The 12,286-nt window shown below is 59.5% G+C and carries 11 protein-coding genes, 1 tRNA gene and 3 pseudogenes; 9 read left to right on the plus strand and 6 right to left on the minus strand.

Translation table 11 applies throughout. The annotated features are described in order from the left end of the window. Positions 1 to 76: 76 nt before the first annotated feature. Entirely contained in the window at positions 77 to 547 is a 471-nt protein-coding gene (locus M653_RS0126300) for a transposase (protein WP_027146005.1), read from the minus strand. Positions 548 to 824: 277 nt separating this feature from the next. On the opposite strand from M653_RS0126300, the gene M653_RS0126305 reads away from it, so the two are divergent. From M653_RS0126305 to M653_RS0126330, 5 genes and pseudogenes are all read left to right on the plus strand, one after another. Further along, positions 825 to 2,789, plus strand: coding sequence for an acyltransferase family protein (locus M653_RS0126305; protein ID WP_084636887.1), 1,965 nt, complete (start codon positions 825 to 827; stop codon positions 2,787 to 2,789). A 77-nt stretch (positions 2,790 to 2,866) separates the two neighbouring features. After that, complete coding sequence (locus M653_RS1000000136965) at positions 2,867 to 3,313, plus strand: hypothetical protein (RefSeq protein WP_156938275.1); 447 nt, start codon at positions 2,867 to 2,869, stop codon at positions 3,311 to 3,313. 609 nt (positions 3,314 to 3,922) lie between these two features. Further along, positions 3,923 to 4,192: pseudogene (locus tag M653_RS1000000137860) on the plus strand (ferredoxin). Positions 4,193 to 4,244: 52 nt separating this feature from the next. After that, the gene (locus M653_RS01000000133575) at positions 4,245 to 4,505 is read left to right on the plus strand and encodes an exopolysaccharide production repressor protein (protein WP_245262363.1); all 261 of its coding nucleotides are present in this window, start codon (positions 4,245 to 4,247) and stop codon (positions 4,503 to 4,505) included. A 461-nt stretch (positions 4,506 to 4,966) separates the two neighbouring features. Then, entirely contained in the window at positions 4,967 to 5,656 is a 690-nt protein-coding gene (locus M653_RS0126330) for a response regulator transcription factor (protein WP_027146008.1), read from the plus strand. Positions 5,657 to 6,166: 510 nt separating this feature from the next. On the opposite strand, the gene hemN is transcribed toward M653_RS0126330, so the two are convergent. Continuing rightward, entirely contained in the window at positions 6,167 to 7,501 is a 1,335-nt protein-coding gene (gene hemN, locus M653_RS0126340) for an oxygen-independent coproporphyrinogen III oxidase (RefSeq protein ID WP_027146010.1), read from the minus strand. Positions 7,502 to 7,985: 484 nt separating this feature from the next. On the opposite strand from hemN, the gene M653_RS1000000136110 reads away from it, so the two are divergent. Then, positions 7,986 to 8,234 (plus strand): hypothetical protein, encoded by a 249-nt coding sequence (locus tag M653_RS1000000136110; protein ID WP_084636889.1) that lies wholly within the window; start codon positions 7,986 to 7,988, stop codon positions 8,232 to 8,234. Between the two features lie 318 nt (positions 8,235 to 8,552). Here M653_RS1000000136110 and M653_RS1000000137865 read toward each other — a convergent pair whose 3' ends face one another. Then, positions 8,553 to 8,954, minus strand: a complete 402-nt coding sequence (locus M653_RS1000000137865; RefSeq protein WP_027146012.1) for a hypothetical protein — start codon at positions 8,952 to 8,954, stop codon at positions 8,553 to 8,555. Here M653_RS1000000137865 and M653_RS1000000137870 point away from each other — a divergent pair. After that, positions 8,856 to 9,239: pseudogene (locus M653_RS1000000137870) on the plus strand (tyrosine-type recombinase/integrase); the annotation flags it as partial. The gene M653_RS1000000137865 and the pseudogene M653_RS1000000137870 sit on opposite strands and share 99 nt — an antisense overlap. 191 nt (positions 9,240 to 9,430) lie before the next feature. Here the strand turns inward: M653_RS1000000137870 and M653_RS0126355 are convergent. After that, positions 9,431 to 9,506: transfer RNA gene (locus M653_RS0126355), tRNA-Ile, on the minus strand. Positions 9,507 to 9,640: 134 nt separating this feature from the next. Between M653_RS0126355 and M653_RS0126360 the strand changes: the two genes are divergently transcribed. Continuing rightward, entirely contained in the window at positions 9,641 to 10,351 is a 711-nt protein-coding gene (locus M653_RS0126360) for an SIMPL domain-containing protein (protein ID WP_027146013.1), read from the plus strand. A gap of 293 nt (positions 10,352 to 10,644) precedes the next feature. Here M653_RS0126360 and M653_RS01000000133585 read toward each other — a convergent pair whose 3' ends face one another. After that, positions 10,645 to 11,034, minus strand: coding sequence for a hypothetical protein (locus M653_RS01000000133585; RefSeq protein ID WP_027146014.1), 390 nt, complete (start codon positions 11,032 to 11,034; stop codon positions 10,645 to 10,647). Between the two features lie 148 nt (positions 11,035 to 11,182). After that, positions 11,183 to 11,629, minus strand: a complete 447-nt coding sequence (locus tag M653_RS0126370; protein ID WP_027146015.1) for a YcgN family cysteine cluster protein — start codon at positions 11,627 to 11,629, stop codon at positions 11,183 to 11,185. Between the two features lie 196 nt (positions 11,630 to 11,825). Between M653_RS0126370 and M653_RS0126375 the strand changes: the two are divergent. Continuing rightward, positions 11,826 to 12,286, plus strand: a pseudogene (locus tag M653_RS0126375) (flagellar motor protein MotB); the annotation flags it as partial.

Here is a 12,286-nt window from a genome sequence, read left to right on the forward strand (position 1 = left end):
CGGCAGCGGATCTCGAGAGCGACGTTCTTGTGATGCCCACCCGCACTGCGGCCACGCCAAACGTTGAGCTTGCATCTTAAGTCCTGGTCCTTTTCGAAACACGTCCGGGACTTACTGAGCCATCGCTTCCGCGAAAGGTACCGGAAACATCAGCGTGCCACTGCCGGTAAACTGACGAGCGCACGCATCTGACTGATGTACCAAGCTGACTGATGTACCAAGCGTCGTATAGCGAGCCCTCCGCACGACCATTCAAATTCTTCGAGTAGCAAGGCGCGACCAGGCGGATGATTGCGTGGTCGTTGGGAAAATTGCCGACGAAGCCCGTGCCCCAGTTGATCTCGGCATCGAGCCGCTCGACGGTTTTCATGCTGTAGAGTTTGACGCGATGCGAATCGGCGAAGCTCCTGTAGGCGAGCACAGAAATCCGCCTCATGCATGATGGGGCCAGCTTTGGCACCTTCGGCCGGATCTGATCGGCACCGGCATCAGAGCGCCGCAAAGCTTGCCGCATGTCCGATCCATCCACCGTGTGGATGTTTTTCATCCAAACAAACAATTTTTCAAATTACCTACCGCTTCGCTAATTCACAATCTGGTGCCGGTCGGGCGGCGCAGGAATGACGGAGAGTCTAACCACCTACACCGAACGTGATGCCACGAAGAGTGGCCAAGCGCCTCACCACCACATGCACTTAAGCAGCCGCCCGCGCCCAATGTTGGGCTCCCTGTCATTGTTTTGCCAATGAATGGTCTGTCTCTGACAGTCAAGTCCAACGGATGATCGGGACGCGATATTCCGATCTTCATTTCCAGGAAGCCAGATGTATACCATACAGCAGCCGCCAGTTACTCAAGATAGATCAATAACTAGTCCATCCTCTACGCAACAATATTTCCGAACGGATATCCAGGCCTTGCGGGCTCTTGCTGTCTTGCTGGTCGTCTTCTATCATGCGCGGCTTGGACCGTTCGCCGCGGGCTATCTTGGCGTTGACGTTTTCTTCGTGATTTCGGGCTTCCTGATCACCGGCCTCATCAGGACGCAGCTTGAGCAATCGCGGTTTAGTTTCTGGGAATTCTATTATCGGCGTGCCAAGCGCCTGTTGCCGGCAGCCTATGCCGTGATTGCGCTGACGACAATTGCTGCCCCTTTCTTCCTGTCCGAGGTGGGCCTGCGGGAGTTCCGCAGCCAGGTTCTCGGGGCGCTAACATTTACCGCCAATATCGCTCTCTGGCTTCAGTCAGGTTATTTCGCCGGGGCAGCCGAAACCAAGCCTCTCCTTCATGTTTGGTCGCTTGCTGTCGAAGAGCAGTATTATCTGCTGTTACCTGCCTTCCTGGTTTTGATTCCCAAGAAGTGGTGGCTGGGAGGAGTTAGTTCGCTCCTCGTTGCAAGCTGGGCTCTATGTCTCTATCTGGCCTCGCGCGATCCATCGGCTGCGTTTTATCTTCTGCCGACCCGATTTTGGGAACTCGCCATCGGTTCATTGGGGGCTTTGCTACCCACAATCCCTATCGTGGCTGCCCAGCTTCCGAAACTGCGTCTCCCGGCGCTGACACTTCTCCTCTTTATTCCCAGCCTGCCTATCGGTTACCAGCACCCGGTCGTGGATACGGCCTTGGTTTGCTGGGCAACCTTGATCCTCCTGCTTGCGCCCAGCGCGGACAACGTGGTGGTTCGAGGCATGGCAAAAATAGGGGACGTGTCGTACTCGCTCTATCTGATCCATTGGCCCGTTCTTGTCTATGTGCGCACAGCTTGGCTGGGCGAGCCTCCTGCTCTTGCGATCTATGCGGGACTTTGTTCGTCATTTGTTGCGAGCTGGGCTCTTCACCGATACGTGGAGGAGCCGTTCAGGCGGGGATTCCACACCTCATGTCTACGACTGACCTCCGGGCTCGTTGCAGCATCGTTACTCCTCGGCATCTGGCCCTCAGTCGCAATCAAGAGCAACGTTGATTTCGACAAGATCCGGCAGATCAATTATGGTTTGGGAAGAGCATGTGATTTCAGGCCCGGATTGCCTCCTCAGGAAATCCCCAAGGACTGCCAGACGACAGACAGGCCCGAATTGCTGGTTTGGGGCGATTCATTTGCCATGGCGCTGGTACCCGGCTTGGCCAAAACAGTCGGGGGAGCCGGACTGGCTCAGCTCACGATGAGCGCGTGCCCCCCAGCCATCGGAGTGGCTAGCTTCATCAAAGGGCTCGTACCGTCTCCCTATGCACGCGCGGCCGAAGACTGCAGTCAATTCAATGAAAGTGTTTTGGGCATTTTGAAAACTCGGCCGGAGATAAAGACCGTTGCCATCTCAAGCTCGTTTGACATCGCTGCCTATCTAAAGACGGATACGCCCACGGAGCGTGAAACTTCTTTAGCTGTAGCCGTTGAGGGCATTAAGGCTCTCGTCGAAGCCGTCCGCGGCTTGGGAAAGCGAGTTGTTGTTGTTGCTCCACCCCCAGTCGGAACCTTCGATATCGGCGAATGCCTTGAACGAAAGGCCCGGGGCAGTGTCCTGTTCGGGCGCCATAGTGGCTGCAATATAGATCTCAGCGAATACCGCCGGTTCCGAGGTCTCACTCTCGAGTTCCTGAACCAAGTGGCGTCCAAGGCTGACGTATCAGTTATCTCTTACCACGACTTCCTCTGCGACGACACAACATGCAGAACTGAAATAGATGGCAAATTCCTCTACCGAGACAGCGGTCACCTTTCCTATGAAGGTTCAGAAATTATCGCTCGCCAGACAAGACTTGCTGAGAGGGTGATCGGGGCTGCTCGTTAGGGACTATATCAGGAGTGACAGCGATCTGCGCTGTGGCAAAGCGAGTCGGAAATCAGATCGTACGATGGAGGCCGAACATGCCTGTTGCAGCACACCGATCGGCTATCCGGTCCGATCTTGGTGCAATTTTCGTGTCATGGACCTGTCACGCGCGAAAATGGCTGATCACTTGGCTCTCGCCCGGTGGCGGCGCGTCGGCTCGCCACATCGCAAGCGTGCTGGCGCGATTTGCCGAGCTGAGCGGTCGAGGCGCGGACCGGAACCGGATGGGGCTCACCGTCTCCAGAAGCCGACTCGGCGGCTTTTGGGAGCACGGAGTGCTAACCGAGAGGATCGAAAGCCATGTCGTCGATCCGCCACCTCCCGTCGGCGAACGGGCGAAGACCGACTGGATCTACGGTGAGGCGCGGTTGCGCGTGTTGCTGACCTATAAGCCAGGTAAGCCACTCGAATGTGCGATTGTCCATGCGCCCACGCCGGTAGAGGCGGGCGACGGCCGGGCTCACGGAAGCGCAACGTGTTGATGCAAACGTAGATAGCCATGTCAACCGGAACAAGGGGCTCTGTTCGGCCAGGCGGTCGCCGGCTGCGGGCCGTAGCCGCGTGGGCGTTGTTCGTCGCAAGCGGAATGTCGGTGCTGAGAACAGCGCCCGTATGTAAGTTGGATCCGGCTCGCAGATCGACCCGCGTCATGCGAGGCTATGAACACCGTGAACCCGGAATGAAAGAATCCCCTGACAGGCAAGCAGTGTTGGCTCTTCGCATGTGAGCGCCTTTCAGGTCGTTTCTCGGGGCGCCCCCGTTTACCGCGATTCCTTTGATATTCGTCAGCTTCTCGAAAGCTAGCCGCCCTAGACAATGTGCCCAAGACGGGGCGCTGGCCTATTGAAGCCGTGGATCTGAACGCAGCCGATGCGACTGAGATCGCAGACGTGGCTATTTTTCGGCGTCCCTTGAAGACTTGCACGGCCTTGCCGAGGACCTCCGCGGTCGGCTGGCGCAAGATAAGGGCTGTCACCGGGAAAACGTTCGACGTTTTGCTGAGTTGGCAGGGGCTCCAAAAGAGAGAACCTCGCTGCGTGGAGAATTTACGATGACCAGCCCCGTTTGTTGCCCGCGACGGCTCCAGATGGATGTCCGATTATCCGACCGCTTTCGATGGCACGATCTGCATCGCCGCGGCCGATGCTCGCGGCCTGCTCGCGGAGTCATGCCTTTTTATGGCGTCGATGACGCGGGTGAAATCCTCGGCATTTGTGACGACGAGGACTTCGAAGGCGAGCTCAATCGCATGATCACGGTCATCGACCATGCCGGCCGCCGCATCGGCTGCGGAGCCTGGGCTCGACGTCTGTGCGAAGAATTGCCAGACCCATGTTGCGGCCGAACACCGCGCAGCATGACTGACGGAAAGCCAGGAGAACGTCAGTGCCCATGAGAATGTTTTGCCACGTTATGGCGTTGGTCCTGCCCGCCAACGCTCTCATTGTTTACCTCGTCTCGCATTCCATCCGAGCGGCAATCGTCAAGACGCTAACCTGCGCGCCGCTTTTCGAGGCAGGATATTTCGCAAGCGTGCTCTTTCTGATCTGGCGGTCTGGCTGGCTTGGGAGCGCTGCCCAAAACGCTAATCATTTCGATGGCTGCCAACAAGTTCGGCGCCAGCGAGCACTGAACCTTCCTCTTCACAGCATCGGCGTGCGATTTGCCACGTGACGGCCAAGAAGATGATGGCGGGTTCCCTTTGGAACACGACCCTTTGAACACTTGTGGATAGCAGTTTCAGCTCAGCCACGCACAGCCGGAGAGAACATGCTACGAGAGTTCCAACGTCAGCAGCTCGCCTTTCGCTTCGTCCTCATCGCCGGTCGAGGGGCCTTTGCCGAGTTAAAGGGACGCTCCTGCCGCCTGCATTCGCAGCCGCCAACGGAAGAAAGTGCGTGCTCGCGGCCTGTGGCTACAATCGGCGGGTATCATCCATCCTCTATCCCAAGCGAAGCCCGCATCAGGCCGAGCCATGCCCGAAATCCACCAAGAGGGTGGCCGGAGGCTCTGCAACGCCGGCCAATGCGTTGGAAGGATAGGCGGACATTGCGCACCTCCAGTTCACAAAATGCTCCACACCTCAACAGCGCCAACAGCGCTATCCGTGCCAAGCCTCTTCGATAGGATGCGAAATGCGAACGCTACTCGTTGATCATCATGCAAAGCTTGCTCAGGTGATGCAAGCAGCGCTCTTGGACTACGGTTTCACCGTTGATGTGGTGCCTACTCTCGAGGAGGCGTCAGTAGCATTTGGTTTTGCGCGCTATGAATTTCTCCTGCTAGAGTTAGCCCTGCCGGACGGATGTGCGTTAGGCTGGTTGAAGCGGTTGAGGCGCGAAGGGCATTCTATTCCCGCCATCATCATGAGCAGCCTCGATGATCGAGATACGCGTATAGCGATCTTTAACGGGGGCGCGGACGATTTCTTGCCTAAGCCTGTCTCGACTGATGAGCTCATTGCCCGAATACGAGCCGTTCTGCGGCGATCAAGGCAGGAGGCCGACTCCGACGTTACGTTTGGCAATCTCACATTCGATCCAATCGGCCGCCAGGTCTCGGTCGGTGGTCAGCCTCTAAAGATCCCGCGACGCGAACTGTGCATTCTTGAGCATCTGCTCACCCGCGCTGGTCGCACTTCACAGCGCGAGCTCCTGCTGGGCAGTCTCTATGCCTTCGACGACGAAGTGACGAGCAATGCACTTGACGTCGGAATCTATCGCTTACGCGCGCTTTTAGGCGCGTCCGGTGCGACGCTACTTATCAGGACGGTACGGGGCATCGGTTATGCTCTTGAACTGAATGAGAGGGCGCCGAAACCGTAGTTGGTAAGCTCGCGTCTGACAGGCCGAGATCAGCATTAGGATCAGAAAGGAGGCGCTGGACGCCTGTCAGCTGCGCCGGGAAACCGGTTTGGCAAAACCAGCCGAAACCTCTCGAATGGCTCGCCACGCGGAAGCGCCCTCCGCGATCGCCGGCTTGTGAACGTTGATGTCGCCGCAGCCAGAGACAACCTGCAGCGGCCGCAGCTGTGCCACCCTCTGCTGCGGCGGATGAAATTTGATCAGATACAGATCTCCAACAAAGCATGTGAACCGGTGCAAAATTGGGGTGGGAGTCCTACGTAGGCGCCCATCGAGATTCTCAATGGCGACTGAATGACGATCTCGCCCGCTCTTCCACCCGCCATACCATCGTGTTCTTCGACGCGCAAAGAGGGTCAATTTCTCGTCGGCTGGATGAGCTCACACTTAGTCTAGCTACCTCCCAGTGGTGATCTGTATCAATCAGGACAAGCTGTGATGCCCTTGTGGCTGCTCCCCACCTTGACCGGTCTAACAGGCTGGGCGATGTCGATAAGTGTCGAATGCGGCGGCAACAGCCCGAGTCACAAAGCGGTGCTCCTGCCTGACGCGGATGCACCCCCTTTTGATATCCACTATTCCGTCCTTGGCGAGCATGGCCAGCCCTTCAGCTGAATTGAGAAGAGGGATCGGGTCAAACCCGTGGGCGGCACAGATTGCTGGCACATCGGCCTCCAGATCACACATCAGCCTCTCGATGATGGCGGCCCGGACGCGGTCTTCGCCGGTGAGTCGGCAGCCCTTTGCTGTCGCCAGGCTGCCAGCTCTGATGTTGCGGCTATAGGTTCGGGTTGCAACTTCATTCTGGACATAACCATCTCCGAGACGGCCAATGGCCGACGCACCGAAGCCGATCACGGTTTCGGGGGTGTCGGCTGAGTAACCCAGCGAGTTACGCCGCAAGCGACCGGCTTGCTGCACCAGCGTGAGCTGGTCGTCCGGCAAGGCGAAGTGGTCAAGTCCGATCTGGCGGTAGCCGGCTGTAACCAATGTCTCGGCCACAGCCGCGGCTTGTTCGGCGCGCGCAGCGATGTCCGGCAGCGCGGCCTCTTCGATCAGGCGCTGGTTTTTTCTGGAGATCGGGACATGCGCGTAGCCGAACACCGCAAGTCGGTCGGGGCGCAGGGCGACCGCCGCGGCTGCGGTCTGCACACAGGACTGCACGGTCTGATTGGGGAGACCATAGACAAGGTCGACATTAACGCAGTTTATGCCGTGCTGGCGCAGGCTCTCTAGCGTAGCTTTCGTCTGCGCTTCAGTTTGGACCCGATTAATCGCATTTTGAACAAGGGGATCGAAGCTCTGCACGCCGAGGCTCGCCCGGGTCACGCCGGCTGTCCCTAAGGCTTCCGCCATTTCGCCCGTGAATGTGCGCGGGTCGATCTCGATGGCGATCGTAGCCGTTTTCCTGAACGCGAAACGATGGCGCAGGAGTTCCATCAGGGCCAGGAATCCCGCAGGTCCGATCAGGGTCGGCGTTCCGCCGCCGAAGTGCACGTCGCTGACGGGTAGCGCCTGTGGCGCTTGCTCCGCGACCAAACGGATCTCTTCCCGCAAAACCGTCAGATAGTCGAGGATCGGCGCATCCCGGCGAGTGGCCGTGGTAGGGAAGCCGCAATACCAGCAAAGCGATCGGCAGAACGGAATATGGAGATAGAGCGACACGGGCTCTTTAGCAGGCAGGCGCCTCAGCCATTCCTCACAAGCCTTGGCGCCGACCGATGCTGAGAAATGCGGAGCAGCGGGATAGATGGTGTACCAGGGCGGGCCAGCCTCGGCGTATTTTGCCACAATTGAGCTCTGCAACGGTCGCTGTTCCTTCCTCAGATAGCATTATCGTGGCAGCTGGGCCCTCCGACGTCTTTGCGCTATGTCAATGGGTTTGGCTTAGCCGGACTGAAGGCGATCTCGGTGCCTCCTTGGCAGTCCTCTTCGCAGGCCGCAAACCGCCGTTTGCTGCCTTGGCCGAAGCCGAGGTGAAGCCTTAGTCGACAAGACCTCAGCCAGTCACAACGGAGCCAATTGAGCGAGCCGGGACTGATTACCAGCAGACGGCTCTGCTCAACCGCAGCAACGAATCCTGAACTGGCAAGTCGTTGGATGGGGGGAAAGGCGGTAGCGCTCTCTCGACTCGAACCCCCGAACTCACACGACCATCCTATTTATACGTCCTGACCGCAATTTACCGCACAGCTTGATCGGCACCCTTTCGACGGTGATTAATACAATCTAGATCCTGATCTCGGAACGGAAATCCGCCCACAGGTGGACACATACCGGGGCAGAGGTCATGAAAAGCGACACCCTCTCCTATCCTCCTCGCGGTCTCTCACGCGAAGAAGCCGCCCGATATGTTGGCGTGGGCATAACCAAATTCGACCAAATGGTTGCTGATCGCCGCATGCCGAAGCCGAAGAAAGTTGACGGCCGCGTGATTTGGGATCGGCTCAAACTCGAAGCGGCCTTTGGCGATCTGCCGGGAGACGATGAAGAGAATATCGTCGACTTCCTGTTGCAAGGGAATCATCGCAGGGAATAGATTCATTCTACCATGACCGACAAATATCCCGGCCTCTCCTCCTACACCGACCGACATGGCAAAGTTCGCTGGCGCTATCGCACGAAGGAGCGTGTGGTTAGTCTGCCAGCTCCCAATCAGCCGGGATTCAAGGAGGCCTACCAAGCAGCGGTCGAAGGCCGGAAGATTCCCAAGGCTCCCGTCGTCCTTCTGCCCGGAGCGGCCCTGCCCTACACATTCGGAGCGGCCTTTCAACGGTTGAAGATCTCAGTCAAGTGGTTGGCGCTTGACGAAGCCAGCAAGGGCAAGAACACGCGGCTGATCGAAGAATTTCTAGAACTACGAGTGGTCCCTGATCACCCGCTCATGTGGCGGGATGTAGCGGTTAAGAACCTTAGACGTATCCATATTGAAGAGCTTCTTGGCCGCTTCATCGCCACGCCCCATAAGGCCAAGCACCTGCTGGTGGGCATACGCAAGCTGGTCTATGTCGCCCTGCGGCAAGATTGGATCGAAATCGATCCGACTGCGGCGGTCGAATGGCGGCCCGCCTATGCCGGTTGGAAAGCCTGGTCGCGCGAAGCGATGGCGCAATTCGAAAACCGTTGGCAGCTCGGCACCGCAGCACGCACTTGCTACGGTTTGGCGCTTTGGCTCGGCAACCGCCGCGGCGACGTCGCGGGCCTGCGCTGGGATCAGCGGGTCACCCGCAGTGTCTTGATCGATGGTGTCGAGCGTCATCTCGACGGGTTTGATATCGTTCAGGCCAAGAACAAGGGACGAACAGGTGGCAAACGGCTTTTCGTGCCGATCACACCGATGCTGTCTGAGATCCTTGATGCAGCCGACAGGCGCGGCGAGACCGTTCTGGTCAACGGCTATGGTGAGCCCTTCTCCGCCAAATCACTGACTGGGATGATGGCGCATTGGTGCAAGCTTGCCGGTCTTCCGAAGGGTCTGACCCTACATGGTCTGAGGAAGTCGCTCGGTGTTTATCTGGCGGAGGCCGAGGCCTCAACCAGACAGCTCATGGACGTACTAGGGCACGACGATATCGATCATGCGGAGCTCTATTCGCGCGAGGCATCGCAGGTACGGCTGGCGGTCCAGGGGATGGATCGAGTCGTGCGTCTCGTGACCCGCAAACCACTACTTGGCGAACCTTTTGGCGAACCTGTTGGCGAACCTACCTGTAAGTCATTGATAAATAACGATAATGGTGGGCCCGGAGGGACTCGAACCCCCAACCAAGCGGTTATGAGCCGCCGGCTCTAACCATTGAGCTACAGGCCCCACGCGGGCTGGATTAATGTTTTTCGCATCGCGGCACAAGGCTTTACCGGCGGGCTTTCGCAGATCGCCCAAATCAACCCATAATCGCGCTCTACGCGACCCCTGCGACCTGATCGCAGACCAAGGAGATTTTCATGACCAGATATCTTTTGCCCTTCGCGCTCGCCGCTGCAATCGCTTTTCCGGCGATGGCTGGAGCCACCGATCTGCCGACGCCGCCCCGCATCATCGTGTCCGGCGAAGGCGAAGCAACCGTGGCGCCCGATCTGGCGATCCTGACGCTCAGCGTCATGCGCGAAGCCAAGACGGCGCGCGCCGCACTCGACGCCAACAATGACGCCATGGCCGCCGTGATCGCCGCGATGAAGGCCGCCGGCATCAAGGATCGCGACCTGCAGACAGCGGGCATCCAGATTAACCCCCGCTACAACTACACCAACAAGCCGGACGGCGGCCAGGACGCCGAACTCGTCGCCTACCAGGTGACCAACACGCTCTCGGTGCGGGTACGAGACGTCGACAAGACAGGCGAGATCCTCGACAAGGCGGTGTCGCTCGGCGTCAACCAGGGCGGCGGCATTGCCTTCACCAATGACAATCCGGCGGTCACCGTCACCGAGGCGCGCAAGAAGGCGGTCGCCGACGCCGAGGCCAAGGCCAAGACGCTGGCCCAGGCGGCGGGTGTCAGTCTCGGCCGGGTGCTTGAGATCACGGATCAGAACATCAGGCCGGCGCCGATGCCGATCAACGCCAAGGCGTTCGACGCGGCGGCCGGCCCGGCGCCGGTGCAGGCCGGCGAGAATTCCTACAATGTCCAGGTCACCGTTACCTTCGAACTGAAGTAACCGGCTGAGTCGATGGCCGGTCCTGCCGGCCATCGGTCACCCCTTGGCACGCACGAAAAACCCCGCGGGATCGCTCCCGCGAGGTTTTTTCGAGCCGCACCCGTCCGATAGACAGGGGCCCTGCTACTCCAGGCTGATCTTCGCAGAAGATCATGCCCCCAGACCGACCATCGCAGATGGCGTGTCCAGACCGACCATCTAGAGGGTCTCCCGGCTAATCCTCGCAGAGGATTATGCCGCTGCTAATCCTCGCAGAGGATCATGCCGCTACCAATCTGCGGAAGATCATCTCTTCAGCGATAGATGACCGGGCAACCGCGTTCGTTGGCGAACACGACGACGATGCGGTCGCCGTACTGACGGCCCATCACCTTGACCACGCGGCGGTTGACATCGACGATGCGGGCACGGTGCAGCCCCATGCGCTCGGCCTTGTCGAGGGCGCGGTCCGGCGAGCAGCCGCGGCGCCAATCGTCGTGGCGCCAATCGTCGCGGCGCTCGTCGTCGCGGCGCTCGTCCCGGCGGTGGCGATAGCCGTCGTCATCGCCGGTATAGACGCCGAAGCGCGGGTCGTTGTTGTTGCCGAAACCGAGATAGAGGCTGTCGGCGTAGGCGGGGATGGCCGCCAGAGTGCCGAGGCCGACCAGAGCCGAAAGCGCTGCCGTCTTGATGGTGGTATACATGGTTCTCTCTCCTTGTCGCGGGCTCGCGCCCGTCCTCGTGAAACCGATGGCGGGAGAATGCACTGGCCTGTCTGAACTATTTACGAACTCGCTGTTCATCCGCGGTTCATGTGATGCGGCGGGCAAAGCGCCGGCCCCTCTGCGCGCGTCAGGGTTCGTCGTCGAGCATGTAGTCGAAATAGTCTTCCGGTTCGGCAAGGTCGGTCTCGCTCGCCTTGACCCGGCCGCGCATCGAGATGCCGGCCTCATGCACGGTTTCGGCACTGCCCGAGACCAACCGGTGCCACCAGTAAAGGTCGTGGCCCTCGGCCACCAACCGGTAGGCGCAGGTGCTCGGCAGCCAACTGATGGTGCGCACATTCTGCGGCGTCAGGCCGACGCAATCGGGAACACGCGCCAGCCGGTTGGCATAGTCGGCACAGCGGCAGCTTTCTGCGTCGAACAGCCGGCAGCCGACGCTGGTCCAGTAGATTTCGCCGGTGTCCTCGTCCTCGAGCTTCGACAGACAGCACTTGCCGCAGCCGTCGCAGAGCGATTCCCACTCTGTGGGGCTCATCGCTTCCAGCGTCTTGGTCTTCCAGAACGGCGTTTCCATTTCCGGCATGTGGCCCCAGCCGCTGCCAAGGTCAAGCGCGACAACAGCCGGAATAGGGCGGAACCCGGCCGAATGACATGAAGTTGCCTTTAAAAGGCCGGCCAATAGCCCTGTACGCCCCCTAACCATGGGCAACTGGAACCAATTTCGTCAAAAGCGGTTTCGGCAAGGATGGGACCCCACAAGGAGAATTTCGATGAAACGCCAACCACGGATTCTGGCAGGCACAGCCCTTGGCCTGTTGATGGCATCCGCGCCGTTAGGCGCGTCCCCGCTTCAGGGGACAGCCGCGTTCGGCCCCATGCAAAGCGGGGGGACACCGCTGATCATCCTGGCGCAGGACACGCCCACTGACCAGGGGCAGAGCGACGAGGAACAGCTCCGCAAGAAGAAGCGCGAGCAGAAACAGCAGACGGAATCCGCCCAGCAGTCCGCTCCCGCGGCCGAGGATCAGCAGCCACGCAGGAAGAAGCGCGACCAGCAGCAGCAGGCCGAGCAGGCTCCCGCCGGCGAGGCGGCGCCCGCCACCGACGAGCAGCAGCCGCGCAGGAAGAAGCGCGACCAGCAGCAGCAGACCGAGCAGGCTCCCGCCGGCCAGGCTGCACCCGCCACCGACGAGCAGTCGCCGCGCAGGAAAAAGCGCGACCAGCAGCAGCA

It is taken from the genome of Mesorhizobium sp. WSM3626 (genome assembly GCF_000513935.1).
Lineage (GTDB): Bacteria > Pseudomonadota > Alphaproteobacteria > Rhizobiales > Rhizobiaceae > Mesorhizobium > Mesorhizobium salmacidum.

Coding starts and splice junctions, on each gene's coding strand:
- M653_RS0126300 (WP_027146005.1), bottom strand. CDS start 547: ATGAAAAACATCCACACGGTGGATGGATCGGACATGCGGCAAGCTTTG.
- M653_RS0126305 (WP_084636887.1), top strand. CDS start 825: ATGTATACCATACAGCAGCCGCCAGTTACTCAAGATAGATCAATAACT.
- M653_RS1000000136965 (WP_156938275.1), top strand. CDS start 2,867: ATGCCTGTTGCAGCACACCGATCGGCTATCCGGTCCGATCTTGGTGCA.
- M653_RS01000000133575 (WP_245262363.1), top strand. CDS start 4,245: ATGGCGTTGGTCCTGCCCGCCAACGCTCTCATTGTTTACCTCGTCTCG.
- M653_RS0126330 (WP_027146008.1), top strand. CDS start 4,967: ATGCGAACGCTACTCGTTGATCATCATGCAAAGCTTGCTCAGGTGATG.
- M653_RS1000000136110 (WP_084636889.1), top strand. CDS start 7,986: ATGAAAAGCGACACCCTCTCCTATCCTCCTCGCGGTCTCTCACGCGAA.
- M653_RS1000000137865 (WP_027146012.1), bottom strand. CDS start 8,954: ATGACGCTCGACACCATCGATCAAGACACTGCGGGTGACCCGCTGATC.
- M653_RS0126360 (WP_027146013.1), top strand. CDS start 9,641: ATGACCAGATATCTTTTGCCCTTCGCGCTCGCCGCTGCAATCGCTTTT.
- M653_RS01000000133585 (WP_027146014.1), bottom strand. CDS start 11,034: ATGTATACCACCATCAAGACGGCAGCGCTTTCGGCTCTGGTCGGCCTC.
- M653_RS0126370 (WP_027146015.1), bottom strand. CDS start 11,629: ATGGAAACGCCGTTCTGGAAGACCAAGACGCTGGAAGCGATGAGCCCC.